17 protein-coding genes are annotated in these 26,624 nt (G+C 70.5%); 5 read left to right on the top strand and 12 right to left on the bottom strand.

Annotated features, from left to right (window positions below):
* Positions 1 to 43 precede the first annotated feature (43 nt).
* On the bottom strand, positions 44 to 8,665 hold the full coding sequence (locus AC5L30_RS11725; protein ID WP_494867097.1) for an RHS repeat domain-containing protein: 8,622 nt from the start codon (positions 8,663 to 8,665) through the stop codon (positions 44 to 46).
* A gap of 504 nt (positions 8,666 to 9,169) precedes the next feature.
* Between AC5L30_RS11725 and zwf the strand changes: the two genes are divergently transcribed.
* The 3 genes from zwf to AC5L30_RS11710 all read left to right on the top strand — a co-directional run bounded on the left by zwf (position 9,170) and on the right by AC5L30_RS11710 (position 12,439).
* Positions 9,170 to 10,663: a glucose-6-phosphate dehydrogenase gene (zwf, locus tag AC5L30_RS11720; protein WP_494867096.1), complete on the top strand. Its 1,494-nt coding sequence runs from the start codon at positions 9,170 to 9,172 to the stop codon at positions 10,661 to 10,663.
* A 247-nt stretch (positions 10,664 to 10,910) separates the two neighbouring features.
* A complete protein-coding gene (locus AC5L30_RS11715; protein ID WP_494867094.1) occupies positions 10,911 to 11,480 on the top strand; it encodes a TerD family protein in 570 nt (189 codons plus the stop codon).
* Positions 11,477 to 12,439 carry a class I SAM-dependent methyltransferase gene (locus tag AC5L30_RS11710; protein WP_494867092.1) on the top strand — a complete coding sequence of 321 codons (963 nt, stop codon included), beginning with the start codon at positions 11,477 to 11,479 and terminating at the stop codon, positions 12,437 to 12,439. Before AC5L30_RS11715 ends, AC5L30_RS11710 begins: the two co-directional genes overlap by 4 nt.
* Here the strand turns inward: AC5L30_RS11710 and AC5L30_RS11705 are convergent.
* Positions 12,420 to 15,893, bottom strand: coding sequence for a WD40 repeat domain-containing protein (locus AC5L30_RS11705; protein ID WP_494867091.1), 3,474 nt, complete (start codon positions 15,891 to 15,893; stop codon positions 12,420 to 12,422). The two genes, AC5L30_RS11710 and AC5L30_RS11705, sit on opposite strands and share 20 nt — an antisense overlap.
* 44 nt (positions 15,894 to 15,937) lie before the next feature.
* Here AC5L30_RS11705 and AC5L30_RS11700 point away from each other — a divergent pair, with 44 nt between their 5' ends.
* Positions 15,938 to 16,258, top strand: coding sequence for a MerR family transcriptional regulator (locus tag AC5L30_RS11700; protein WP_494867090.1), 321 nt, complete (start codon positions 15,938 to 15,940; stop codon positions 16,256 to 16,258).
* A gap of 121 nt (positions 16,259 to 16,379) precedes the next feature.
* Here AC5L30_RS11700 and AC5L30_RS11695 read toward each other — a convergent pair whose 3' ends face one another.
* Positions 16,380 to 17,018, bottom strand: coding sequence for a TetR/AcrR family transcriptional regulator (locus tag AC5L30_RS11695; protein ID WP_494867089.1), 639 nt, complete (start codon positions 17,016 to 17,018; stop codon positions 16,380 to 16,382).
* A 61-nt stretch (positions 17,019 to 17,079) separates the two neighbouring features.
* On the opposite strand from AC5L30_RS11695, the gene AC5L30_RS11690 reads away from it, so the two are divergent.
* Positions 17,080 to 17,748 carry a class I SAM-dependent methyltransferase gene (locus AC5L30_RS11690; RefSeq protein ID WP_494867088.1) on the top strand — a complete coding sequence of 223 codons (669 nt, stop codon included), beginning with the start codon at positions 17,080 to 17,082 and terminating at the stop codon, positions 17,746 to 17,748.
* 252 nt (positions 17,749 to 18,000) lie between these two features.
* Here AC5L30_RS11690 and AC5L30_RS11685 read toward each other — a convergent pair whose 3' ends face one another.
* The 9 genes from AC5L30_RS11685 to AC5L30_RS11645 form a co-directional block, all read right to left on the bottom strand.
* Positions 18,001 to 20,157, bottom strand: a complete 2,157-nt coding sequence (locus AC5L30_RS11685; protein ID WP_494867086.1) for a heavy metal translocating P-type ATPase — start codon at positions 20,155 to 20,157, stop codon at positions 18,001 to 18,003.
* Positions 20,158 to 20,501: 344 nt separating this feature from the next.
* Positions 20,502 to 21,212 carry a cation efflux transmembrane domain-containing protein gene (locus AC5L30_RS11680; RefSeq protein ID WP_494867085.1) on the bottom strand — a complete coding sequence of 237 codons (711 nt, stop codon included), beginning with the start codon at positions 21,210 to 21,212 and terminating at the stop codon, positions 20,502 to 20,504.
* Positions 21,212 to 21,556 (bottom strand): ArsR/SmtB family transcription factor, encoded by a 345-nt coding sequence (locus AC5L30_RS11675; protein ID WP_494867083.1) that lies wholly within the window; start codon positions 21,554 to 21,556, stop codon positions 21,212 to 21,214. Before AC5L30_RS11675 ends, AC5L30_RS11680 begins: the two co-directional genes overlap by 1 nt.
* A 306-nt stretch (positions 21,557 to 21,862) precedes the next feature.
* On the bottom strand, positions 21,863 to 22,171 hold the full coding sequence (locus AC5L30_RS11670) for an ArsR/SmtB family transcription factor (protein WP_494867081.1): 309 nt from the start codon (positions 22,169 to 22,171) through the stop codon (positions 21,863 to 21,865).
* Positions 22,168 to 23,007 carry a metal ABC transporter permease gene (locus tag AC5L30_RS11665; protein ID WP_494867080.1) on the bottom strand — a complete coding sequence of 280 codons (840 nt, stop codon included), beginning with the start codon at positions 23,005 to 23,007 and terminating at the stop codon, positions 22,168 to 22,170. The genes AC5L30_RS11670 and AC5L30_RS11665 overlap by 4 nt, the downstream gene beginning before the upstream one ends.
* Positions 22,991 to 23,878 carry a metal ABC transporter permease gene (locus AC5L30_RS11660; RefSeq protein WP_494867079.1) on the bottom strand — a complete coding sequence of 296 codons (888 nt, stop codon included), beginning with the start codon at positions 23,876 to 23,878 and terminating at the stop codon, positions 22,991 to 22,993. The genes AC5L30_RS11665 and AC5L30_RS11660 overlap by 17 nt, the downstream gene beginning before the upstream one ends.
* The gene (locus AC5L30_RS11655; protein WP_494867077.1) at positions 23,875 to 24,645 is read right to left on the bottom strand and encodes a metal ABC transporter ATP-binding protein; all 771 of its coding nucleotides are present in this window, start codon (positions 24,643 to 24,645) and stop codon (positions 23,875 to 23,877) included. Before AC5L30_RS11655 ends, AC5L30_RS11660 begins: the two co-directional genes overlap by 4 nt.
* Before the next feature lies 1 nt (position 24,646).
* A complete protein-coding gene (locus AC5L30_RS11650) occupies positions 24,647 to 25,636 on the bottom strand; it encodes a metal ABC transporter substrate-binding protein (protein WP_494867076.1) in 990 nt (329 codons plus the stop codon).
* 121 nt (positions 25,637 to 25,757) lie between these two features.
* On the bottom strand, positions 25,758 to 26,519 hold the full coding sequence (locus tag AC5L30_RS11645) for a methyltransferase domain-containing protein (RefSeq protein WP_494867075.1): 762 nt from the start codon (positions 26,517 to 26,519) through the stop codon (positions 25,758 to 25,760).
* Positions 26,520 to 26,624 lie beyond the last annotated feature (105 nt).

Genomic DNA, 26,624 nt, shown 5'->3' with positions numbered 1-26,624 from the left:
CCTCGACATGTCGCCGCCCCTGACGGGACTGGATGGAATCGGGTCAGGTGCGGTACCGCAGGTCGGTGTAGCCGAGGAAGAGGCCCAACGGGACCGGCATCGACACGGCGGCGAGGCCGGCGGCCGGCACCATGATCTGGAACGGGTCGGCGCGCCACGCGGACTTCAGGCTGGCGATCGGGGCGAACGCCTCTTCGGCGGCGGCGGCCGCGACACCGAGCAGGGAGGTCACGGCGCTGAAGCCGGTGTACTCGAGGACCCCGACGGTCATGCCCGTGGCGGGCGGAACGTGCGCGATGGCATTGGTCAGCAACTGTTTCGTCGCGCCCTGCGCCGTCCCTCCGATGAGCCCGGCGCCGAGGTTCGGTAGCAGCCGCGGTCGGGCGTAGGCCCAGGCGCTCTCGGCGCGCGACGCCGGACGGGCCGGGACCGGGGCCTTCTCCTGCGGCGCTGCGGCGTTCGGATCGTGCGCCGCCGCCGGGTGGTCGTCCTTGGCCGGCGCCACCTCCTCGATGTCGTCGGCGCCTCCGTCCGGCGGCGACGGCGCTGCCGCCATGGGCGCGGCGGCGGCCTGCTCGGGAGCCTCGGCCGCCGCGACGACGCCCGGCAGACCGGCGGTGAAGTAGGTGGAGACGCCGCCGGTGAGGAAGCCACCGACGAAGCCGGCCATGGCGCCGGCCCCGAGTTCCTCGCCGAACGTCTTCGCGTTCCACAGCCCCGGCGGCGTCTCCGCGCTGTAGAAGAAGCCGGCACCTGCTGCACCCATCACCGAACCGCCGACGGCACCGATACCGGCTCCGGTGACGGTCGCGGCGAGGATCCCCTCGGCGGCCATGACCGTCGGCACCAACGCCGCGGACGCGCCGGCACTGACAACCACGGTGGCCAGGACGGTCAGGAAGAGGCCCAGCTCGACGGCGCTCTCCCCCAGGGACGTCAGCTGGCCGGTCGGGTCGGTCAGCAGCGTCGGCTGGTTGCCTGCGTACAGGTAGGGGCTGGCGTACTGGCCGGCCGGGTCGGGGTTGAGGAACCGGGCGATCGACGGGTCGTAGAGCCGGGCCGGGAAGGCGTACAGGCCGGTCTCGGCGTCGAACTCCTGGCCGGTGAAGAGGATCGGGAGGAAGCCGGGCGCCGGTTCGTGCGCGAGCACCTGACGGCCGAACACGTCGAACGAGTACGCCGCGACCAGCGCCCCGGTGGCGTCGAGGACGAGTCGGGGTGACCGCAGGTAGTCGGTGACCACCGAGTACCGCTGGCTGCCTCTCGCCATCGCGACCAGCCCGGTCGGGCCGTACACCCAGGCGGTCGGCACGCCGGACGGATCGACGGTGAGCACCGGACCGGGTACGCCGGCGTGCACGTAGAGCGTCGGCGCGCTTTCGCCGCTGCTCTGCTTCACCCGGCGGTAACCGTTCACGTCGTAGGCGAAGGTCACCGACTGCCCGCTCTGGTCGTTGCTGACGCAGGCGGGCAGGGCCGTCGTGTCCAGGTAGCTCACTGTGAGACCGGTGCCGTCGCCGTCGCGGGCCGCGAGCAGCCCGTTCGGCTGGTACGTGTACGTCGTGGGTGAACCGCTGCCCGGGGTCACCGAGGCGAGCTGGTTCGTGCCCGGGGTGTAGGTGAAGCAGGCCGGGGCCGCGCCCCCGGTGGCGAGGGACTGCACGTTGCCGTTCCAGTCGGTGCGGCCCTCCGCGTCGACGTAGCCCATGTCGACGGACCGCTGTGCGTTCACGTCGTCGGCGCAGAGCAGTTGTCGCAGCGGGTCGTAGCGGTAGGCCACGGTGGCGGCGTCGTCGACGCCGCCACCGGTCGTCGTCTCGGCCAGCAGGGTGGGGTTGCTGTCGGGGTCGTAGCCGAGCGCGAGGGAGAAGGCCGCGCCGTCGGTCTGTACGCCAAAGGAGCTGAGCCGGCCGACCGGGTCGTACGCGGCAGAGCCGGCGGGCAGGTCGCCGTAGGTGTGGGTGACCGGTCGCCCGAGCGGGTTGTAGGTGTACGTGACGAAGGGGACGCCCTCGGCGTCGGCGACGGTCAGCACGTTGTCCCGGCCGTCGTAGGTGTAGCTGACACCGGTCAGCCCGGTGTCGGCGCCGTCCGGATAGCCGATCCCGGTGATCCGCCCCTGGTTGTCGAACTCGTAGGTGGTGGTGAAGGTGCCGAGCGTCGCGCCGTCCCGGGTCACCGTCACCGTCCGGCTCGCGAGCACCCCGGTCGACGCCCAGCCGTACGCCTCGGTGACCTGGTACGAGGAGCCGTCCGTGCGGGTGACCGCCACTGTGCCGACGAGCTGGCCCAACGCCGTCGGATCGGTGCCGTCGCCGTCGTAGGTCCAGCTCCTGGTCTCCTGGTACGGGTGCTGCGTCTGATCCTGCGGCCAGGCCGGATCCTGGGCGTACTGCTGGAGTTCGGCGGTAGTCGCGGGCGTCCAGTCGAACGTGACGGTGCCGGTCGACAGGCGGCGGCCGAGCGTGTCCCAGGTGTGGTACCCGACCAGCCCGGCGGCCGCTGCGGCGGCGTCCTGGACGAGGCGCACCCGCCCGCCCCGGTCGAACAGGTAGCGGATCGTGCCCGTGTCTGGTCCGGACTCCTGGACCAGTTGCCCGACCGCGTTCTCCTGGCGCACGAGCGACTGGGCGGGATTGTCGAACGCGTACGCGTCGGGCAGCGCCCGGGTGCTGGCGACCATGCCGTTGCCGTAGCTCGGCACGGTCGTGTCGAGCGCGACGTCCCCGGTGCCGGGGGTGAACCGGCCGACGGGGTGACGGGCCGCGTCGAGCAGCTTGGTCATCGTCGTCTTCGCCTGGCTGGTCCGCGTGACGACCTGCACCGTCGCGTCCGGTGGGTCCAGGCCGTAGGGCAAGGGCCCGGAGTTGGAGCCGTAGCCGAACTGCACCGTCGGGCGGCTCGCCGGCGTGGTCGAGCCGAGGTCGACGATCGCCTGGTCGGCGCCCGGGAAACCGAGTTCGACCTGGCGGGCGAGCGGCGACGGCTCGAGCACCCAGCGCCGGTACGGGTAGCCGCCGTCGTCGGTGTCGTTCGTCCCGTCGTACCAGTCGGAGACGTCCCCGGTCATCGTCGCGGCGCCGTCGAGTCCGGCGAGGAAGTCGGTCGTATCGACGAGGCCGGGTCGGTAGACCAGCACGGGCAGCGACGCGCCGCTGCCGAAGAGCCCCGGCGCCGGTTGGGTGCGCACGATCCGCCGGGCCCGGCCGTCGCAGATCGACTGGGTGACCAGGTATTCCTCGTTGGTGAGCAGGTGCTCCAGGCGGGCCGTTCCGGTCGCGTCGCTGTGCTTGAGCCGCAGTGCCGGGCCGTCGAGGACCACGAGGTTGGCGAGGCCGAGCGCGTTGCGCCCGGTGACGATGGCCGGCGTGCCGGGCGCGCCGGTGAGCTCGGCGAAGAGCAGCTGACCGTCGGCGTGGAAGAGCAGTTGGCCGCCGACCAGGGTGAGCAGGCACCAGGTCGGCGGGCCCGGCACGGTGGCGAGGGCGGTGATCGGCGTGCCGTCGAGGGTGAGCCGCCACTGGCCGGTGGCGTGGTCGAAGGTGACCGCTACGGCGTCGCCGACGGTCATCGCGAAGTCGTCGGTGAGGTCGAGCGGGCCGCCGTCGAGCGGGGCCAGTTCGACGTGCACGGCGTACGTCGGGCCCAGCGGCGACGCGTAGCTGAGGGTGTCGCTCTGCGCGGTCGAGGCGTGCACGAGCACGCCGTCGGTGGCGACGAACGCCCCGGCGTCCGAGGGCGTCCAGTCGGCCTGCCAGCCGGTCCCGTTGCGGAAGGTCTGGTAGCTGCCGCCGAGCAGGCATCGCAGCGCCAGCGAGGCGTTCGGGTCGGCCGCGGCGAAGCCGGACGGGTTGCCCTGCCGGGACAGGTAGGTCAGTTGCATGGCCGACGGCATGCCGGACGAGGTGGTCCCGCCGATGTGGCGCAGGAAGGTGTCGCGGATCGTGTGCCAGGTGTGGCCGGCCCGGTCGAGCCGGGACGACGAGAGCCGACTCGTCGGGTCGTACGTCTGGGCGACGAGCTGCGCGGTCAGCGGCGTCAGGGTGAGGTCGTCCACCCGTACCCGCGCCGCTGTGGTGTTGGCGACCGAGACGGTGAGCGTGACCCCGCCGCTGCAGGCCGGCACGGTGACCGGCACGGACTGCAACGACCAGGCGCCGCCGGTGTCCGGGAACGGCAGGCTGACCGTCGTGGAGGTGCCGTCCGCCGCGACGGTCAGTGTCCAGCCGGAGTCGCCCGGCGCGAAGCCGGGGTCGGTCGTGCACCAGGCGGTGAAGACGTAGGTGTCGCCGGCGCGGGGGGTCAGCGGCGCGAGGGTCGCGCCGGCGCCCGTGCCGGGCAGCGACAGGCTGCCCGAGCCGGTGTGCGCGTCGGTCAGGTCCCAGGCCGCCCCGCCGGTGAGCGACCAGGCGGTCAGGTCCTCGTAGGGTTCGAAACCGCTGTAGGCCGCCTGGCCGGCCGCGAAACTCGCGTTCGCGACGTGCGCGACGTCGAGCAACCCGTCTGCCGACATCACGGTGGCGTGGCCGGTGCCGGCCGGGTCGGTCGACTCCAGGACGACCCCGCGTTCGCTCACCACCGTCGCGGTGCTGGTGCTCTGCCAGTACGCCGGATCGGGGGTGCCGTCGAACGGGAAGATCCCGGTGTCCTGGCCGGACGGGTCGCCGGTCCACGCCCACTGCTGGGCCGCGACAGGGAGTCGGACTCCGGTCCCGGGCTGCGGCCAGGCGGACCAGATGGTTGCCGTCGAGCTGGCCGTGACCGGGTCGGCCCCGCCCGCGGCGACCGTCTCCCACGCGGCCACGACCGGTCTCAGCAGGTTCGCCGCGAGCAGCGCCGGATAGACCTGGTGGCCGTACACGCGTTGCTCACGATGATCCTCGACGGTCCCGTCGACCGAGGTGAGCTGCCAGCAGCGCCCCAGCACGGTGCCGGCGAACGGGGCCGGCAGACCGGGAGGCACATAGTCGAAGACGGTGGCCATCGGCACCCCGTCGCGCCGTTGCACCACCGTCTCCGGCCGCACGTAACCGCCGTAGAGGGGCAGGCACGACGCGTCCTGCCCCGGCGACGAGCTGCGGGTGTCGAACAGGGTCCAGGCCGTGGTGCTGCTCTGCACCGCCGCGCCGGTGAAGACGCGTACCGCGTCCGACGGATCCGGCGCGCCGGTGTAGTCGATGTTGTAGATCGCGGCGCAGGTCGGGTCGTTCACCGACCAGAACCGGTACCCGCCGTCGACCTGCAGGTACTGCAGCGTCGCCGTGTCACTCAGGGTGATTCCGCCGGCGGAGAACGCCTGGAGCAGCCCCGCCGAGATCGGCTCCGGGGGGCCGGGGGACGCGTCCGGGTCGAGCCCGAGGGCCGGATCGAAGTCGGTGGCGAAGGCGAATCCGCCGGCGAAGACGACGGTCTGCTGGAGCAACCCGTCGAAGAGCAGTTCGGTCGACCCGGGGACCGTCCCGTTGAGGTACGAGAAGACGGTGCGGCCGTACGTCGACGTCGCCGGGTCGGCAGCGCCGTCGTACACCGCCGAGCGGTAGTACTTCACCACCTGCCCGCTCGGGTCGCAGGTGGCGGTCGCGGCGTCGAACTCGTAGGCGGTCGAGTAGCTGGCGCCGAAGCCGTCGGTGATGGTGAGTGCGCTGACCGGGTAGTCGGTGACCGGCCCGCTCATCGCCTGCCCGGCGTAGCGGAACACGCGGTAGCAGGCCGCCTCGCTGAAGCCACCCTCGTTGGCTGCGTAGGCCACCAGGGAGAGTGGCCCGGTCGGGAGCTGACCGTTCGGGCCGCCCGGGGACACCCCCGGTACGTAGTACGCCGAGCCGGCCAGCACGTCCGGCAGGGGTTGGAGCACGCCGCCGTTGCGCAGTACGAGGAGCTGGACCGCGTCGTTCGCGGGCTCGGCCGCGTCGGTGACCAGATAGGCGAGGTAGGCCGGCGCCTGGTTGACGATGCTCAGGGAGTCGACGTCGGCGGCGAGCTGCGAGGTCGAGGTCAGCTCGAAGACCGGCTGTTGCACCGAGTCGGTCCACGTGGTCGACGTACCCCGGTAGTAGACGGCGTTGCGGGCGACGATGAAGTCGCCGCCCGACGCGGACGGCCAGCCCTGGTCCGCGACCGTGCCGCCCGACGGCAGTGGGGTGCAGACCGGCGTCGGCTGGTCGGGGAAACCGCCGCCGTCCGGATCGTAGGCCAGCACGCCGGTCACCGCGTCGGTGTCGTCGTTGGCGACCTGGACCGCGACGTCGTCGCCGTAGGCGAACGCCAGCCATCCGTAACCCTGCTCGGACGTGGCGAAGTCGGCGGTGTACCAGGTGCCGGAGTCGAATCGGAACAGGTGCTGCCGCGCGGCGACGAACGCCCCGTCCACCACGACCGGTGGCGGCGGCCAGGACACCGCTTGCTGGTCGTCGATCGGCTCCCCCGCCAACCCACCGACGTACGCGGTGTCGACGAACTGGTAGTCGAGATCCCAGCGCACAAGCTGCACACCGTAGGTGGTGCCGAGCTGGCCTTCGGCGAACGACAGCGCGACCAGCGACGGGCCGGCGTCCCAGAGCACGAGATAGTCGTCGTTGAAGTCGACCTGGTATGGCAGGGCAACCTCGCCGCCGTCCTGCCAGGTCGATGTCGCGTCGAGCCAGCACAGCGACAGGTCGGTACCGGTCGTCGAGGTGCCGGCGACGAGCAGGCACTCGGCGTGGCCGAGCGCGAACAGTGGCGCCGACCCGGTGCGCACCGGCCCGTCCAGCCCGGTCCACCCGCAGCGCCAGTCCCATGCCCACCGGTAGAGCTGGTATGACAGCGAGGTCGTCAGCACGGCGGCGACGAACCCGTCGCCCGCGGTCAGGCTGACCTGGCCCGCCAACGCCGGCACGCAGGTGACACCCCACTGGTCCGGTTGCCGGGGCGTACGGCTGTAGAGCGTGACGGCGCTCGTACCGGCCTGGGTAGCCAGTGCCAGCGCGAACGTGTCGACGGCCGTGACGAGCTGCGCCTGGTCGGTGTCGAGGGGGCACGCCGGATCGTCGTAGACCGTGCCGCCACACCAGGCCGACCAGCGGCCGAGCCAGGTGTACACGTCCAACGTCGCCGTGGTCCGGGCGGCATTCAACCACAGCGCCACGACGTAGTCGGAACCGCTCCAGACCATCGGTGTCGCGCCCTCGCCGAGCACGCTCGGTGGCGCGATCTCCGGTGTCGCCCGGTCGCAGATGTCCAGACACGACGCGGCGTAGGACCAGGTGGCGACGGCCCCCTGGGGGTAGGTGATGGAGCACAGCGCGCCGACGTTCGGAGAGTCCGCCGCGTCGACGTAGTAGGTGAAGGTGTAGCCGGGCAGGCTCGCGCCGTAGGCGTTGCGCTCGATGACGCCGGCGAGGTAGCGCTTGGCGGCGGTGACCGTGAGGTCGGGCGGCGTCGTCGAGACCACCCGTGGCGCGGTGTAGGTCAGCTCGATCGCGAAGAGCAGGTCGCCGCTGGCCGTCAGGACATCGACGCCCTGCAGGTACAGCGTCTGGTAGCGGTCCTGGTAGGCGTTGGGGGTACCGAGGTTCACCGGCGGGGTTTCCGGCGCATCAGCCGGGACGAGCTGCTTGTGCGGATCGAGGTACTCCTGCGCCTCGGCGGTGAAGGTCTTGGCGCCGTACCGGAAGGCCACGACCTGACCGGCGACGCTGGTGACGCTGGTCGGGTAGACCGCCTTGGTGTAGGGCAGCCCGGCACCGACCTGCTGCTCGGCGTTGTTGCCCAGCAGGCCGTCCGCGTCGCGCGGGAATTCGTTGTACGCGTAGGCGACGGACGACCCCCAGCGGTCCCGCCGGGTGCTGAGGTTCCACGCGCGGGCGTACTGCGCCTGGCCCGCGGCGACGGTCGACGGCCCGGTCCAGGTGCCCGCCGGCCCACCCCACTTGACCGCCCACTCGACGCTGTTTCCGGTACTGGTCGCGTAGCCCTGCGCGGTCTGGCCGAGCCCGCCACCGAACGTGCGCACCTCGGCGGAGTCGGTGGTCAGCTCCCACTTCTCGTACTGGGGGTAGTAGGCGATCTGCCAGAACAGGTAGTCCTGCGCCTGGTGGCGCAGCCCGCCGTCGTAGACGTCCCCACCACTGGCGGTCGCCGCCACGGCGAAGACCCGCTCCCAGGTGGGATCGGTGATCGTCCAGCCCGTCGTGGAATCGCCGGTGACGGTCGCCGCCAGGTCGAGCGGCAGGCACTGGGCCGCGAACGCCGCGACCACCTCGGCCGACACCGGGCCGTCGGTGAGCGCGCCGACGGTCTGCTGGTCGAGCTGTGCCCGCAGCCAGGGCGTCGTGTCCGGCACCAGGGCGTTGGAGACGCCACCGGACCAGAGGACGTACCGGGGGGTGGCGCTGACCGACCCGGCGTCGCATGCCTCGATGCGGTCCCAGGCGAGGTACCAGCCGAGGCCGACGATCCCCGTGGGCGCGTCGAGGTTCCACTGGTCGACCTGGTCGCTGACATTGCTCCGGTACTGCAGGGCGACGCCGACCGCGAGTGTGTCGTCGCCGGGTACGCCGGGCAGTTGAACGAGGTTCTGTGGATAGTTGAGGTCACCCCGGAACATGTTCACATTGCGCGCCAGCTTCCCGATGGCGGCGACGTCGAACTGCCCGGGATCCAGGGCGGGAACCTCGTTGGCCATCGGACCTCCCCGCCTCGACGCGTACCAGCCAGCGCCTCCAGCGGGCCCTGGCTGGGTATTCCTGCACTCTGAGCAGGCCGGATCCGATCCAAGGACCACTTCGCACATGTCTACCGCAACCGGGGCGACGAACAGGTCCAGATCGGCGGAACTCAGTCATCCGCAGGCGGGGTTTTTGGGGGGTAACGGGGGCAGGCCGACAGGGCCACCACCACCGGACCAGTGCCACGCGGCAGCCGCGCCCTGGCGGTCCCCGGCGCCGCCGTCGGCGAACCCGTTGACCTCCGCGGGCCGTCCGGTCACGATCATTCGTACCACCACCGCGTACGACGACAGACCGCACCGAATTGCCTACCCGTCAGCCCGGCATGCGACGCTCAAGCTCCGTGACGAACGGGCCACGCCGCGTGGCCCCGGACACTACCGCCAAAGCCCGCACAATTCCGGGCATGACAGCAGGGCATCCCCCAACCCCCACCCCTTGTGCCCGGAGGAACGCAGACCATGGACCATGCATCTCAGCTCATTCAGGAGCGGAGTGCCCCGCCGGCCACGCTGGTGATCTTCGGTGCCTCCGGTGATCTGACCCGGCGTAAGCTGCTGCCGGCAATCGAGAGCCTGGCTCGGCACGAGCGGCTCCCGGACCAGTTCGCGTTGGTCGGCGTCGCGCGCACGTCGATGACCGACGAGCAGTTCGCCGAGAGCGCCCTCGGCGAACGCACCCTTGCCAGCAAGCGCCAGCTCCAGGGCGGCGTGCGGTACGTGGCCGGCGGTTACGACGACCCGGAGACCTACAAGCGGCTCGTGGAGACCCTCGACGAGCTGGACGCACAGCGGGGCACGTCCGGCAACCGGCTCTTCTACCTGTCCACTCCGGCCGGGGCCTTCGAGCCGGTGATCAACGGACTGGCCGGTGTCGGGCTCAACCAGCCACGCGAAGGCTCCTTCTCCCGCCTGGTCATCGAGAAGCCGTACGGGCGCGACCTGGTCACGGCCCGCGAGCTCGACGGCGTCGTGCACAGCGCGTTCGACGAGCACCAGGTCTTTCGTATCGATCACTATCTGGGCAAGGACACTGTCCAGAACGTGCTGGCGCTGCGCTTCGCGAACTCGATCTTCCAGCCCATCTGGGATCGTTCCTGGGTCGACCACGTGCAGATCACCGTCGCCGAGACCCTCGGCGTTGGCAGCCGCGGCGGCTTCTACGAGGACGCCGGCGCGATGCGGGACATCGTGCAGAATCACGTGCTTCAGGTTCTCGCGCTGGCACTGATGGAGCCACCGGCCTCATTCGAGGCTGAGGGCCTGCGCAACGAGAAGGTGAAGCTGCTGCAGGCGATCCGGCTGCCCACCGACCGGGACATCGCCGAGGCCGCGGTCCGGGGACAGTACACCCGGGGCGGCACCCGCGAGGAGCTGATGGCCGGCTACCGCGAGGAGACCGGCGTCGACCCCCTGTCGCGGACCGAGACGTACGCCGCGATGCGGCTCAACGTGGACAACTGGCGCTGGGCCGGGGTGCCGTTCTACGTACGCACCGGCAAGCGCCTGCCGGCCCGGCTCACCGAGGTGGCACTGCAGTTCCAGCGGCCGCCGCACCTGCCGATCCCGACCGACCAGCTCACCGGCCTCGATGCTGACGCGCTGATCCTGCGGATCCAGCCGAACGAGGGCATCTCGCTGCGCTTCGGTGCCAAAGTGCCGGGCCACTCCTTCCGGGTCCGCACCGCCACGATGGAGTTCTCCTACGACCAGACGTTCCTCGAGGAGTCCCCGGAGGCGTACGAGCGTCTGCTCCTGGACGCGCTGATCGGTGACGCGTCGCTGTTCATCCGCAGCGACGAGGTGCAGCAGTGCTGGCGGATCGTCGACCCGATCATCGACAACTGGGAGAAGGACAACTCGCCGATCCCCACCTACGAGGCCGCCTCCTGGGGCCCGACCGACGCCGACCGGCTCATCGGCCGGCACGGCCGCAAGTGGCGCAACTCCGCGTGACCCTGCCACAAGGAGTGTGACCGCGCTGCTGCGCCCGATCGCGTGGTTTCACCATCGACGCGCAGCGCGGTCCTCTCAGTGAGCCGGTCATCGAAGCCGATGGCCGGCCGTGCGGGGCGGGCAGTGACTCTGGAGCGAACCGGTCACCTGTCGACGTCTGTGCGCTCTGCGGCGAGGCCAGATCGGCTGCCCCGTGGTTCATCAGCGTCACCTTCGCCCGGTAAGCAATGAGTCGTACGCTGACTACGTGGTGTTGCGAGAGATCCGCTCGTGGATGATGTCTCTGCGGGGTCCCCGCGACCGTTCGCTGACATTGAGGGGCACCGCTGACCCGTCAGCAGCGATGCTGCAGGTCGCCATGTCTGCTTGGGACAGATCGGCGTTCGACGTTGGCTGTATCGCCTACGGGCTGGACCGATCGGTGCTCGACAGTGTCTGGTCCCGGCAACGTAAGGCTCTGCGAGGCGCGCTCCTACGAGCCGATGAATCGGACCGGCAGTTGATCCTGGTCCATGTCAGTGCCGTGCCACCGGACGTGGTGACGCTCGTGGTGACGGTAAACGCCCCAAGTGGATGCGCTCTCGCCAGGCGGATGCCCGTAACCGTGGAGCTCGTATCGGGTGCCAGCTCGGACGTGCTGTGCCGGTTCGAACTCCCAGCCAGTCCCGAGCGGACCGGTGTGTTGGCAGCCCGCCTAGACCGCACCGCCGCCGACTGGACCATGACGCGACTCGGGGTGTTCCAGGACGGTAAGACGGTCCGGGCCATGGTCGGTCCGGCCAGAACTTTGCTGACAGCTTCGGAGGGAGATCCGTGAGATACCAGGACCTGTCACCCGTCGTCCGGTCCGTGCTCGTGCCAGACGACGGCATCGTCGACGCATACCTTGCCCGTCTGGAGAGGCGCAGCGCCGCCCTCGACGATCATGAGGACGAGGAGTACGTCAGGTCCGTCTCAGCGGTGCCGTACTGCAAGAACATCGGCATCACGAACCTCCTGGCTGAGTTCGGCGTACACCCGGGCCCGGTAGTCCTAGACATCATGGGTGGCGCTGGCCAGATCGCTCTCGCCACCCGGCGGTACGGGCTGGCACCCGCCGCGATCGAAATCATCACCGCAGATCACGACACTCGGCATGTCGTACAGGCGAACCGACGCGACCTGCCGACAGTCGCGTTAGACGTCACCGATCTTTCCATCGTCGCACCGGAATCCGTCGATCATGTGTTGATGGCGCACCACGTGCACCACCTGTCGCCGAGCGAGCGCCTCCGGGCGGTAGGCGAAATTGTGCGCTGCCTACGCAGTGGCGGAACGCTGGTCATCTATGAGGGGCCGGCGACCAGCACGACAGCGCACCTTTCCGATGCCGTCGTTGACGAGTTGTCCGGCATTCCCCACCTGTTCCGTCACCCTGGCCACGAGGAACTCGTCAGCCTCGTCGACCACCCGGCGCTTACCGGGCAGGAGACGAAAAATATCGACAGCCCTCTGGTGTTTCTCGCGGACGACGCCCTGCAGGCGCGGGACCTGGCAACCGAGTACTTCATCGCCCATTACTCGTTGCGGCCGGGGACGACGTGGGAGCAACTGAGTTCGCAGATCCGCCTCGCGTACGCCCGAGCCAGGGTCGCGGACGGCCTTCAGGTCGGCGCCTTGCCCGATGGGATGCTGACGCAACTGTTGCCGAACCCTGCGGACCGGCATCCGTATGTGGATCAGGCATGTGTCGTGGTCAGGCGCGAAGGCCTAATCGTCAAGGCGCGAAAGCGGTGAGCGCGAGCAGGTAGACACCGCCGGCACCGACCGCGCAGATCAAGGGCTCACGCTGATGTGGCACCCAGACGCAGTCCCGCAACACTCCCGCAACTCGCAATGAGGCGATGTTCCCGCGCGTAGCCAGCTCCCAGACACGTACCGTCCGGTCCTGACCGACGGCGGCCAGCAGCCGTCCGTCGGTGCTGAGGGCACAGGCATTCACCGCTGCGGTGTGCCCGGTCAGTGCTGTCACCAGCGCGCCGGTACTTACGTTCCATAGCCGCACCACGCCGTCGTTGCCGGCGCTGGCCAGCAGTTGGCCGTCCGGGGAGAACTCACAGGCGTTCACCCAGCCGACATGCCCCCGCAGCACCGCCGCCAGCTCACCCGAGGCCACGTCCCAGACCCGCACCACGCCGTCGTTGCCGGCGCTGGCCAGCAGTTGGCCGCCCGGGGAGAACTCACAGGCGTTCACCCAGCCGACATGCCCCCGCAGCACCGCCGCCAGCTCACCCGAGGCCACCTCGCAGACCCGCACCACGCCGTCATTGCCCGCACTCGCCAGTAGCCGGCCGTCCGGGGTGAGTGCGCAATCCAGAAGCCAGACGCCGGGGACTTCGAAGGTCCGTACCACCTCACCAAAGGCATCGGATACCACCACCGTGCCGTCGTCGGAGCAGCTCGCGAGAGTGGTCCCGTCCTCGGCCCAGTGGCAGCCACGGACCCAGTCGCCATGAACCGTCACGTCCTGTGGGTGACCCGCGCCGTCGAGCGGCCACCGCCGCGCCGTGGCGTCGTCGCCACCGATGAGCAGCCATCGCCCATCTGGTGAGGCGGCGCACGCATTCCCGGCGATGTTGCCGGCCGCAGGCAGCCGGGCCTCCTCGCGCGGCTTCGCCAGTTCTTCCGTGTCCCAGATCTGGATCATGCCGTCATCACCAGCCGTCACCATCGAACCGGCTCCGGCGAAGGCAATGCCACGTACGCCCGCGGCGTGACCCTGCAATGTGGCCAACAGACGGCCGGTTCGGGCATCGTGCAACCACACCCGGCCATCTGCCGAGCCGCTCGCCACGTATCGTCCGTCGGGTGCCACGGCGCAGCTGTACACCCAGTCGGTGAAACCGTCGACGGTGAACCGGATGTCGCCCGTGGACATGTCCCAGATACGGAGCGTCATGTCGTCGCTCACGGCGGCGATCCAGGCGCCGTCCGGCGAAACAGCGCAAGCGTTGACCCAGTCTCGGTGCTCGGTCAGTCGGTGCACCAATCCTCCCCCGGCCGCTGCCCAGATGCGTACCGTCGCGTCGTCGCCGCTGCTGACGATCAATCGGCCGGTAGGATCAACGGCGCACGCGCGTACCGGCCCGTCGTGGCCGCGCAGCACCGCTCGGCACTCCGCCGTGTCGGCGTCCCAGATCCTCAGCGTGCCGTCGTCGCCGGCGCTGACCGCCCACGTGCCGTCCGGTGCGACCGCGCACCCGCGGACCCGCCCCTCGTGCCCGGACAGGCGGGCAAGCTCCTCACCGGTGCTGCCGTCCCAGATCCGCAGCGTCGTGTCATCGCTGGCGCTGAGGATCCGCCTGCCGCTCGGCATGAAGGTGCATCCGCGTACCGGTGCCGTGTGCCCGGCGAGAACTCGCAGGCTGCGGCCGGAGGCCAGGTCGAACAGGCGAACCGTGTCGTCGTCGCCGGCGGTGGCCAGGGTGCGGCCGTCCGGTGAGACCGCGCATGCCCGCAGCCAGGTCCGATGTCCGTCGATCGTCCGCCGTGTCGCCGCTGGCGGACGATCGGGCAGCGGCCATCGCGGAACAAGCCTGGGCCGATCATAGGTGGAGAGGAAGGCGGCAAGGGCTGGCCCCGGCGTCAGGTGAGCGGTCAGCGTGTCGGTGATGCTTGGTTTCAGCGGCGACAGCAGCGGCGCGGATCGGGCGAGGATTCGGGCAAGCTCGGCGACCCCGGTGGTGCCAGCGCGAGCGAGATCAGTTTGCGCGCCGGCCGGCCCGCCGCCGCGCTCGATGCGCGCCGTCACCCAGCGCAGGTCAGCGGCGAGCCCCCGCAATTCGGCTGCGCGCCCCGCTTCGGCCAGATGGTATGTGAGGTTGCTCCAGAGATATCCAGCGTTATCCGGAAGTCGCCACCACGGTGTCACCGCGACGGCATCCAGCAGCGATCGGTTCCGCGCCGCCAAGCCGTCGTCGCCGCACCGTCGGCGTGCGAATTCCCGGATGACATCGTGCAACCGGATGGCGGTGGCGCCGTTGTCGCGGCGTAGTAACGCCAGTAGCGACAGCCGCTGGAAGTCGTCGACCAGGCGCTCGGCCGTCGACGCCGACACCCGGTACGCCACGGACCACCACTGCCGAAGCAGTGTCATGGGGATATCGGTGTCCTCGGCGAAGATGGCCAGATCCCAGTAGCGTTCGAGATCCGCCTCGCGCAGCAGCGACAAACTTGCCGCCATGGTGGCACGGACGGCCTCACGTCGCTCCTCGGGACGACGCAGGTCGAAGCCCGTCGGCCCATGCTCGTGCAGACGCCGCATCACCGCTTCCGCGGCATCCGCGACCGGAAGCCCCTCCCCGACAGTGCGCTGTAGCGCACCATTGACCAGTGCCAGCAGCACCGGCCATCGACCGGTGTGGCGGACCAGGCTCTCAGCGACCGGCCCGGCGAGCTGCTGGCCGAGCCCGGTGCCGAGAACATTGAGTGCCTCGCCGGTGGTCATGGCGTCTACGAGGATGTGAGTTGCGGTCGCGGGGACGGTGCTGCGGTCGCGGGTGGTGATCAGCAAACGGGCGCCCCGAGCGGCGGCGGTGAGGAACGGACGCAGCTGCGAAGAGCGCCAGATGTCGTCTAACACGAGAAGCGTCGAGGGCCTACCGGCGAGCAGGTCGGCGAGCCGGAAGCCGGCCTGTTCAGGGTCGGACAGCGAGGGGCGTTCACCTGATACCGCCGCGCACAGGTCATTGAGCCGTTCGGCGAGCGCCGGCCCAGTGGTCTCTTCTCCGAGAGTTGTCCAGAGGACGCCGCCCGGGATCTGCCGCTCGATTACGGGAAGCCGACAGACCTGGACCGCGATCGTTGTCTTGCCGAATCCACCGCCGCCGACCAGGGCCACGACCACTCCGGCTGGCCCGGCGGAGGGCTGCGTGAGCGCGGCCGCCACAGCGGCCTGTGTTCTGGGCCGGTCGATGATCCGGAAGAGCGGCGCCGGCAGCGCGGCCAGCCGATCAGGGCGCGAATCGGGTCGGGATCTGCCACCACTGCCGAACCACCAGGCCAGGACCGAAATCGGCAGCATAACGACGGTCACCACCCAGCTGGCGGTTTCCACAGCGCCGCTGCCGCTGATCTTCGCGAGGGTGATGAGCGCCGTGACGGCGAGCAGGCAACCGACGACAGCAGCGACGAACGGCACGTGGTTGCTGATCCACCGTGCGAGCCGGCTCCTCACCGCGAGTAAGGCCATGATGCCATTGTGCTCAGACGGTCCATAAGGGCTCGACGGGCACCGTGCACTACCACGAGATCGGTCTGTTGCCCGAGCCCGAGCGAGGCGTGGACGGCCGCCGCTACGGCTATGACGACATGATCCGCATTCTGTGGATCCGCAAGATGGCAGGGGCCGGCATCAGCCTGGACGACATACGGGCTGGTCATGGACCGGCTCAGCCAACTGCCCCCGAGCGTCCTGCGAGCGTCGGATGTGGAAGCCCTGCTGGTCACAGAACGGGTCTTCGGGCCGCTGGGCGCCGCCATCCAAGCCAGTGTGTTCATCGTGCTGGCTACGTACCCCGATCTGAGGGCCGAGCAGGACCGTCTCGACGCAGCTGAGGCCGCCCTCGACAACGGCGTCGAGCCCGACGACCCGCGCGTCGAAGAGCTTGCCGTACTGCGACGCCGATCAGGCAGATCACCCGCGCCGGGTTGGAGGACGACCGTGACGCCCGTCCGCTTAGCCGGGGTCGGCGCAGAGTTGGGAGGTCAAGGCGGTGCGGGCCCACTCTTCCCAGGTGTCCGGTGACCAGTCGCGGTCGCGGACGAAGATCAGGTAGAGCTGCGGGCTGAGTAGGCCGAACAGCAGGTCCGCCGCCATCTCGATGGACAGGCCGGGACGGATGTCGGGCTTGCCGGCCAGGGCTTCGGCCGCTGCGTAGTGCACTGTGTAGCGCGGGTCGGGGCCGTCCGGCCACTGCGCGGCGATCTCAGGGTCGGTGGCTGCGGCAGCCGCGATCAGCGGCATGATCGGGGCGACCCGGCCCAGGATCTCGCGGGTGCCGTGGACGTGCGCGCGCAATTGCCCGGCTGCGGTGGGCTCGGCACACGCGGCGCGAAACCACTCACGATCCATGGTGGCGACCGGCTCGGTGTCCCCGGCGATCGACGTGTCGACGACGTCCTTGAACAGCGTGCGCTTGTTGCGGAAGACGAAGTAGACCGTCTGCACGGCCACGCCCGCCCGGTCCGCGACCTCCTGCAGGCTCGTCGCCCCGTAACCCTGCGCGACGAACAGCTCGCGAGCCGCCTCGACGACCTTTTCACGGGTGCGGCGTGAGCGCTCGGCTCGCTTGTCCGGCCGCTTGACCTCATCCATATTGCGAGTCTATCTTTAGAGTACGTCACTAGAGTTCAACTCTAAATTCTTGGAGGAGACAATGGACCAGCCCACCGCCATCCAGAAGCCACCACCGGACCTGATCTCGACGCAGCGAGACCCGGAGGAGGAGTCCGTCCACCGCGCGCTGGAGGGCTACTACCGCACCGGCAAGCCACCGTGGGACACCGGCGTGACGCCGCCCGAGCTGGTCGACCTGGTAGAGGGGCACGGCGCGCTGCCGCCCGGCCGCGCCCTCGAACTCGGCTGCGGCACGGGGACCAACGCCACCTACCTCGCACGGCACGGCTGGGAGGTGGCGGCCATCGACCTGATCGACCGCGCCGTCGACCAGGCCAGGGAGAAGGCTGCGGCGGCGGGAGTGGCGGTACGGCTGCTGCACGGAGACGCCACCCGCCTCGACGAGCTGGACGTGCCGGGCCCCTTCGACCTGTTCTTCGACCTGAGCTGCTACTGCGGGGTCCCGCTCCACCGCCGCGACGCCTACGCCGCCGGGCTCACCCACCGCGCCGCTCCCGGAGCACGGTTGCTGATGTTCGGGTACGGCCCCGAGCCGCTCGGCAATCCGATCCCCGAAGTCACGTCGTGGGCGGCGGGCGTCACCGCCGACGAGCTCCGCGCCAGGTTCCCCGGCTGGGAACTAATCGACGTCACACCGGGCACCAACTCGGTGCCGACCTTCTGGTTCACGCTGCGCCGCGACGCCTAACAAGATCTCCGGTCGCGGGTTTCTGTTGGTCTGTGGCAAGTTACACGCCGCCCGAGCAAGTCGAGCTTGGGCGGCGTACTGGTCGACGTGCCGGGTGGTGGCCCTGAGCGCCGCTCGTCATTCCGGTGACGTCTGAGGCCGCATCGGTCGCGGTGTGCCGCCGACTCGCCAGCCGGTCCGCGGCGCGGCAGTTGGGGCCGGGTTCCAACGGCTGAACCCCGATTCACCTGAGCGGCGAAACCGCGATGCCGATCAGGCATCCGGGTGGCGCAGCTGCACGCGGCGCAGCAGTTGGGCGTTGAGCGCCACCACGATGGTCGAGGCGGACATCAGCACCGCGGCGACCGCAGGGCTCAGGCTTACTCCGGCCCAGGCCAGAGCCCCGGCGGCCAGAGGCAGGGCGACGACGTTGTAGCCGGCGGCCCAGGCCAGATTTTGGATCATCTTGCGGTAGGAGGCGCGCGAGAGCCGGATGACTCCGGTGACCCCGCGCGGGTCGGAGGAGGCGAGCACGACACCCGCGGATTCGATCGCCACGTCGGTGCCGGCGCCGATGGCGATGCCGACGTCGGCGCGGGCCAGCGCGGGAGCGTCGTTCACGCCGTCACCCACCATTGCCACCCGCAGTCCCCGGCGTTGCAGCTCACCGACCGCCTCGTCCTTGTCGGCGGGCAACACCTCGGCGAACACCTCGTCCTCGCCGGGTCGGAAGCCCAGGTCGGCGGCGACCGCCTCGGCCACCGACCGCGCGTCCCCGGTCATCATGACGATCTTGCGGATGCCCTGCTGACGCAGCTCGCTGATTGCCTGCCGGGCCTCCGGACGGACCTGGTCCTCGAGGGCGAGGGCGCCGATGACGGCTGCCTGTTCGCCGTCGAGACGCAGCAGGTGCAGTACCGCCGCTCCCCGCCGGGACCACTCGGCCCGGTGCGCGTCGAGGTCGGCGGGCGCGGAGGCGTCGAGTTCGCGCAGCAGGGCGGGTCCGCCGACGGCGTAGCTGACGCCGTCGACGTCGGCGCGCACCCCGCGACCGGTCAGCGACCGGAAACCGGTCGCGGTGCGCCGGGCGCCCTGCTGGGCGGCGGCGGTGACGATGGCCCGTGCGAGGGGGTGTTCGCTGTCGGCCTCCACCGCCGCCGCGACGGCCAGCACGTCGGTCTCGCTGATGCCGCCGGTGGCGGCGACACCGGCGACGACGTGCGCGCCGCGGGTCAGGGTGCCGGTCTTGTCGAACAGCACCGTGTCGATGGTGCGCATCCGCTCCAGGGCGAGGCGGTCCTTGACCAGGATGCCGCCCTTCGCGGCCACTGCGGTCGACAGGGCGATCACCAGCGGGATGGCCAGGCCCAGCGCGTGCGGGCAGGCGATCACCAGCACCGTGACGGTGCGGACGACGGCCTCGTCGAGGTTGCCGATCAGCGTCCAGATCGCCAGCGTCGCCGTGGCGGTGGCGGTGGCGATGTAGAACAGCCAGGCCGCGAACCGGTCAGCGAGGACCTGCGCCCTGCCGCTGGACTGCTGGGCCTGGGCGACGAGGCGTTGGATGCCGGCCAGGGCGGTGTCCTCGCCGACGGCCTCGACGCGCACCCGGATGGCCGCGTCGGTGGCCACCGTGCCCGCCACCACCCGGTCGCCGCGTTCGCGGCCGACCGGTCGGGACTCGCCGGTGATCATCGACTCGTCGAGCTCCGCGCGGCCGTCGGTGATGCGCCCGTCGGCCGGCACCCGCCCACCGGGGCGCACCAGGACCACGTCGCCGACGCGTAGGTCGCCGACCCGCACCCGTTCGGGCTGCCCGTCACCGCCGAGGCGTTCGGCGTCGTCGGGCAGCAACGCGGCCAGAGCCGACAGGGCGCCCTGGGCCTGACCGATGGCCTTCATCTCCTGCCAGTGCCCGAGCAGCATGATCGTGACCAGAGCCGCCAGTTCCCACCAGAAGTCCAGGTCGAACGCGCCCAGCGCGGTCGCCGCCGAGGCCACGTACGCGACGGTGATGGCCATCGCGATCAGCAGCATCATTCCCGGCGCCCGGTCACGGACCTCCCGCACCGCGCCCTGCAGGAACGGCCACCCGCCGTAGACGAACACCACCGTGCCCAGCGCCGGGCCCACCCAGTCGACGCCCGGGAAGTCCAGCCGATAGCCGAACCAGTCCATCACCATGTGACTGGTCACCACGATCGGCACCGTCAAGACCAGGCTCAGCCAGAACTTGCGCCGGAACATCTCCGGGTCGTGCCCGGCGTGCTTGTCATGCCCAGCGTGCCCGGCATGGCCGGCGTGGGCGCCGGGCTGTGCAGGTTGTCCGCCCCGCTCCCCGGGGCGGCTTGCATGATCACCGTGGTCGCCGTGCCGGGGCACCGTCTCATCCAGGGGCTGCATCCGGTGGCGCTCGTTCTCGTGCGACATCCTCATCGCCTCCTCACCCCCAATATACCCCCTGGGGGTATAGCCGTCCAGGTGTGTCGATGCTCCGCACGTCACCCACGTGCACCCAGCATCGTCAGCGGCGCAGGACAGCGGACCGCAGTTCGGCACTTCGCCACCAAAGAAGCACCGCTCAGCATCACGACGCGCCGGATCGCCAAGGACTGTGCTGAGACACGCCAGCCGCCAACTGGCGATCAACCTCCTGAGCAGGCCGAACCCCTTCCGCCATACCGGGGCGCTGGCGGCAGCAGACGGACCGGTCGCCGCAAAGGCGCATAGCCAGCCAGCAGGGGTCACGTCCACTGCCGTCAACCATCAGCCCGTCACGTACAGGCCGACCCCCGGCCAGCCGCACAGTCAGTGCAGCCGGCTTCCATGGCGTCTCGTGGCGCTGGGGTGGGAGCGCAGCAGGTGTCCCCTCGCCAGGCTCCACGGCCCTCCTTGACGGCGACGGCGGCGATGACCAGCGCGGCGGCCGGGTCGGCCCACCACCAGCCGAACAGCGAGTTGACGGCCAAGCCGACGAGCAGGACGGCGGACAGGTAGGTGCACAGCAGGGTCTGTTTCGAGTCGGCGACCGCGGAGGCTGAGCCGAGTTCGCGGCCGGCGCGGCGTTGCGCGGCGGACAGGATCGGCATGACCGCCAGCGACACGGCCGCGAGCAGCAGGCCGATCGTGGAGTGCTCGGGGCGGTCGGTGCCGAGCAGCGCGCGTACCGACTCGACGCCGACGTAGCCGGCGAGGGCGAAGAACGAGATCGCGATGACGCGCAGGGCGGTGCGTTCGCGGCGTTCGTGGTCGGGGCCGGAGAACTGCCACGCCACCGCGGCGGCCGAGGCGACCTCGATGATCGAGTCGAGGCCGAAGCCGATCAGCGCGGTCGACGAGGCGATCGTCCCGGCGCTGATCGCCACGGCCGCTTCGATGAGGTTGTAGGTGATGGTCGCGGCCACGAACAGCCGCACCCGGCGGACCAGCACCGCCCGTCGAGGCGGCGACGGTGCCGCGGTCAGGGGGATGCGCGGCAGGCTCATCAGCAGCAGCCCTCGGCCTCGGCGCTCGGGCAGGCGGCCGGGTCGACCGCGAGGATGAGACCGAGAAGATCCCCCAGAGCATGCGCGAGGCGCGCGTCGGCGAGTTCGTAGCGCGACCGGCGGCCCTCGGGTACGGCGACGACCAGGCCGCAGCCGCGCAGACACGCCAGATGGTTGGACAGGTTCTGCCTGCTCGTGCCCAGCAGGTCGGCGAGGTCTGCCGGATAACCGGGGCCGTCGCGCAGCGCGAGCAGGAGCCGGGCCCGGACCGGGTCGGACAGGGCGTGACCGAAGCGGGCCAGGACCTGCCCGTGCGTGAGCGTCTCCACGACCTGACAGTACATTACCAACTGAATTAACGCAGGGCTGAACTATCCGTAGACCTGCCGGACCGGCAGGCGCAGTCGACACCCGCACCCGTCACGGAGCAGCAGATCCGCGTAGAAGACGTTCTCCTTCACGGCACCGCCCCGGTGACGGGAAGGGCCGGCGAGGAGGTTCCCACCGGGACACGCATCCCATGGCGAACCGGGCGGACGGCCGCGGGCCCCTTGCTGCCGGTCGCCAAGTTCCCGCGTACCCGTACCGCTGTCGGGCGCCCTGCGCAGCGCACACCGGTGCGGCTGGACGTCGAACCTCCCGCGCGATGGTCAGGCCGAGTGCTGGGCGTGGTGCAGCACTTCCGCGATGAGTCGCCTGGTGGCCTCCCCCTGCAGCGTGTAGGTGACCTCCCGCCCGCGACGCTTGCGCCGGATCAACCGGGCCTCCTTGAGGTACCGCAGGTGGCGGGCGATGATCGTCGAGTCCGTGGACATGGCCTCCGCCAGCGAGGCCGGCGTCTGTTCGCCGTCCTGCAGCAGCACGAGAATGCGTATCCGGTGCTCGTACGCCATGGCGCGCAGCACGATAACCGCGCGGTCCAGGGCGGGCCGCGTCTCGTCGAGGTGTGCGGTGCTCATGCCGCGACCGCCCGCAGGCGGGCGGTCGCCGTGGGCCTGGATCTGACCAGCCGGGACAGCACGGTCGACAGCGCCAGGAGCGCGGTGGCGGTCAGGGTGATGCTCGCGCCGGCGGCGACGTCCCAGCGGCTCGACGCGTACAGGCCACCGAGCCCGCTGAGAGCGCCGAACGTGACGGCCAGGGCGGTGATGATGCTCAGCCGCTGCGACCACTGACGCGCCGCCGCTGCCGGCGCCACGATGAGGGCGAGGGCGAGGATCGTGCCGATGGCCGGGACGATCGTCACGACCGCCACCTGGATGGCGAGCAGCAGCACGACGTCCCAGACTCCGGTGGCGAAGCCGGCCGCCTGCGCGCCGGCCCGGTCGAAGCCGGTGTAGCGCAGTGGACGGGCGCAGGCCAGCAGGACGGCCCCGACGACGACGAGCGCCACCGCGGTGGTCACGAGGTCCTGCGGGCTGACGGTGAGGATCGATCCGACGAGGAACGAGGTCAGGTCCCGGCTGAAGCCGTTCTGGGTGGCGACGAGCCCGGCGCCGAGCGCGAAGCCACCGGAGAGCATGACGCCGGTCGCCGCGGCCGTGTTCTGGCTTCGGCGGCGGCTGAGCGCGGCGACGCCCAACGCCACGACCGCGCCCGCGACCACGCCGCCGACGACGATGTTGACACCGATGATGGAGGCTGCCACCACCCCGGGGAACGTGGCGTGGGTCAGTGCCATGGTGAAGAAGGACAGTCGGCGCAGCACGACGTGAACGCCGACGAGTCCGGCGAGCGCACCGGCGAGCAGCACCTCGGCCGTGGCCCGGTGCAGCGCGTCATCCCACCAGTTCATGCGGCGATCTCCTTGCGTCGGGGGCGATCCGCCCGTGGTTGCGCCTCGACCGCAGCGCTCCCAGCGGAAGCAGCAGCAGGTAGGCGAGCACGAGCAGCAGGACGACGGCGCAGGCCGAGGTCAGGGAGATGCCGTAGTCCACCGATGCGGTCCAGCTGGCCAGCAGCCCGCCGTATGCGGCGATGAGGATGAGACCGGTGCCGACCACCGCCATCAGTGACAGGCGTGTGGTGAGCAGGCGGGCGGCCGCGGCCGGCACGATGAGCAGCGCCACCACGAGGATGGTGCCGACGGCGCGCACCGCGGCGACGACGACGAGCGCGACGATGATGTTGAGTAACAGATCGAGCCAGGCGATCCGGAAGCCGGCGGCGGCCGCTCCGGCCGGGTCGAAGGTCCGGAAGATCAGAGCGCGGGCGCTGATCAGCAGCAGCCCGAGGATGACGACCGCCAGCACCGCGGTCTCCGCGATCTGACGCGGCGTCACCGTCAGGATCCGCCCGAAGAGGAACGACGTCAGATCCGAGGTGTACGAGGAGCGCCGCGACACGAGCACCACGCCGATGGAGAACATGGCGGTGAGCACCACGGCGGTGGAGGCATCGTCGGACAGCGCCCCGCCCCGGCTGAGCAGGGTCAGCACCACCGCGGTCACGACGCCGGCGACCAGCGCCCCGACGACGATGCCCTCGATACCACCGGCCAGGAACCCGATGACGACGCCGGGGAACACGGTGTGCGTCAACGCGTCGGAGACGAACGACAGGCGGCGGGCGAAGACGAAGACACTGACCGGCCCGCAGATGAGGGCGAGCAGCGCGAGCTCGGCCAGGGCGCGCCCCATGAACGGTACGGTGAACGGCTCGATCACGGCTCCACCAGCACTGTCCGGCCGTCTCTCAACTCGATGGCGTGTCCGCCGTACGCGCGGCGCAGCGTATCGGCCGTCAACGTCGCATCGGGCGGGCCGACCGCCCACTGCCGGCCGTTGAGCACGCAGACCGTGTCGGCGAGTTCATGCGCGACCGTCAGGTCGTGGGTGCTCAGCACCAGGGTGGTCCCGACCGCGCTGAGGTCGCGCAGGACGGACAGGATGGCTTCCTGGCTCACCGCGTCGACGCCGTTGAACGGCTCGTCGAGCAGCAGCAGCCGGGGCTCGGCGGCGATGGCGCGGGCGAGCAGCACCCGCTGGCGTTGACCACCGGAGAGCACGCCGAAGTGGGTCCTCGCGTGATCGACGAGGCCGAGGCGGTCGAGCGCCTCGTGGACGGCCCGACGGTCGGCGCTGCGGGTGGGGCGCCACCAACCGATGCGTCGGTAGCGGCCCATCATGACGACCTGGCCCGCGGTCACGGGGAAGTCGGCATCGAGGGAGTCGGTCTGGGGAACGTATCCGGTGAGGATTCGGGCCTGGGCCGGCGTACGCCCGAGCACGGTGGACGTGCCGGCGAGGACCGGCACCAGGCCGAGGATCGACTTGATCAACGTGGACTTGCCGGCGCCGTTGGGCCCGATCAGGGCCAGGCGCTGCCCGGGGGTCAGGTCGAGGTTGACGTCGGTGAGCACGGGCGTGCCGTGGTAGCCGACGCTCACCTCGGTGTAGCGAAGGGCGGCGTCGGCCACCGCGACATCGTCCATGTCAGCCGCCCAGAGCCGTGACGATGACCTGGGTGTTGTGCCGCTCCGCACCGAGGTAGGTGCCCTGCGGGGTGCCTTCGGCGCCGATGCTGTCGCCGTAGAGGGCGTCCTCACCGCCGATGACCTTGACGCCGGCCTGGTTGGCGATCGCCTCGGCGCTCTTGGGTGGCAGTGACGTCTCCGCGAAGATGGCCTTCGTACCCGTCGCCTTGATCTTCGCCACGAGGTCGTTGAGCTGCTTCGCGCTCAGCTCGGCGGAGGTGTCGAGGCTGGGGATGACCGAGCCGACGAACTGCAGCTTGTACCGGTCGACGTAGTAGCCGAAGGCGTCGTGGTTGGTCACGAGCTTGCGCTGATCGGCAGGGATCCGGGCGAAGGCGGCCTCGTTGTCGGCGTCGAGCCTGTCGAGTTCGGCCGTGTAGTTCTTCAGATTGCCGGCGAAGGCGGCGGCGTGCGCGGGGTCGGCCGCGGCGAGGCCCTTCTCGATGTTGGCGACCATCGTCTTGGCGTTCAGCGGGTTGTGCCAGATGTGCGGGTCGTGCTCCTCGGCCTCGTGCCCGCTCTCGCCCTCCTCGTGGCCGTCCTCGCCCTCCTCGTGGCCGCCCTCGCGCAGGGTGACGCCCTGACTGGAGTCGACGACGGTGCCCGTGAAGCCGGCCGACTCGATGGTCTGGTCGAGCCACTCCTCAAGGCCGACACCGTTCTTGACGACGATGGCGGCTGTGCCGATCGCCTGGATGTCGGCCGGGGTGGGCTCGTAGTCGTGCGGGTCCACGTTCGGCTTGATGATCTGCGTGACGGTGACGTCGCTGCCGCCGATGGTGCGGACGAAGTCGGCCACCTCGGGGGTGGTGGCGACCACGGCGAGCGTGGTGCCGGACGAGGCGTTGCTACCGCCCTCGGCGGTGTCGCCACCCGAGCCGCAGCCGCCCAGAAGAACCAGCGCGGCGGCGGTCGCCGCGGCGATGATCGTGCGTTGTCCATGCTTCACGAAAACACTCCATTCCTGAGATCCGGAACGGTAATCGTTTTCGCTAAGTATCGTCTAATAGCGAGATGACCACACGTGCATGTGTCGTCCCCGCAGCGTTCGCAGACCGGGCGGTCGACCCTCAGGCCATGGCCGCCAACGCCGCGTGCCTGCCACATCGCCAGAGGATCCCGGCCTCGCCGAATCCGGCCTCACGGGCGGCGGTCGCATGCCAGGAGCCCGGAGCGGTGAAGTCGGCCGGCAGGCGGTTCTCGAAGATCGCCGCCCGCTGCGCGAGCAGGGGGCGCAGCAGGTCCATCTCCCCGATGTCGTTCCACCACTGCGCCCAGGCCAGCTCCGCGGCAGCTTCGTCCGGGGCCGGGTTCAAGGCGCCCATCAGCGACGGGAGTCCCTCCTCGGGCATGAGGTCCGCGACAATGAGCAGCCCGCCGGGTGCCAGGCAACGACGGGCGTCGTCGTAGAACGCCCGCACCTGAGCCGGTGGCAGGTAGTGCAGGGTCATGACCACCGTGACCAGGTCGTAGCCGCCACCGGCGCGGTCCACCCAGCCCGGCGTCGACAGGTCACCCTCCAGCGCCCGCACCTCACCGGCCAGGGCGCCACGCGCCAGCGCGAGCAGCACGGGATCGACGTCCATCAGGGTGACCGCAGCGTTGGACCACCGCCGAGCCATCCGCTCGGCGAGCAGCCCCGGTCCGCCACCCAGATCAAGCACCCGGCCGGGCTCCCGACCACGAACAGCCTCGGCGACACGGCACAGCGTCTCCTCCAGGCTGGCGAGGTGCGGCACAAATCCCCCCATCACCTGAGCCCAACTGTCACGCCACCGGGCGGCCTGCGGGCGGTCGAGCACGGCGCCGGGCGCGCGGGCGGTCGTTGCCATGGGTGAACTCCGGGACGACGCACGGACGGGAAAGCCACACGATAACGGAAGCCATTTCCGACAGGATAGGCGATCCGAGACGGAGGAACCGGTATATCGCGGTGC

The sequence above is a fragment of the Micromonospora sp. BQ32 genome (genome assembly GCF_059358895.1).
Note: the sequence above shows the minus strand (reverse complement) of the source record. Positions and strands in the feature narration are given on the sequence as shown.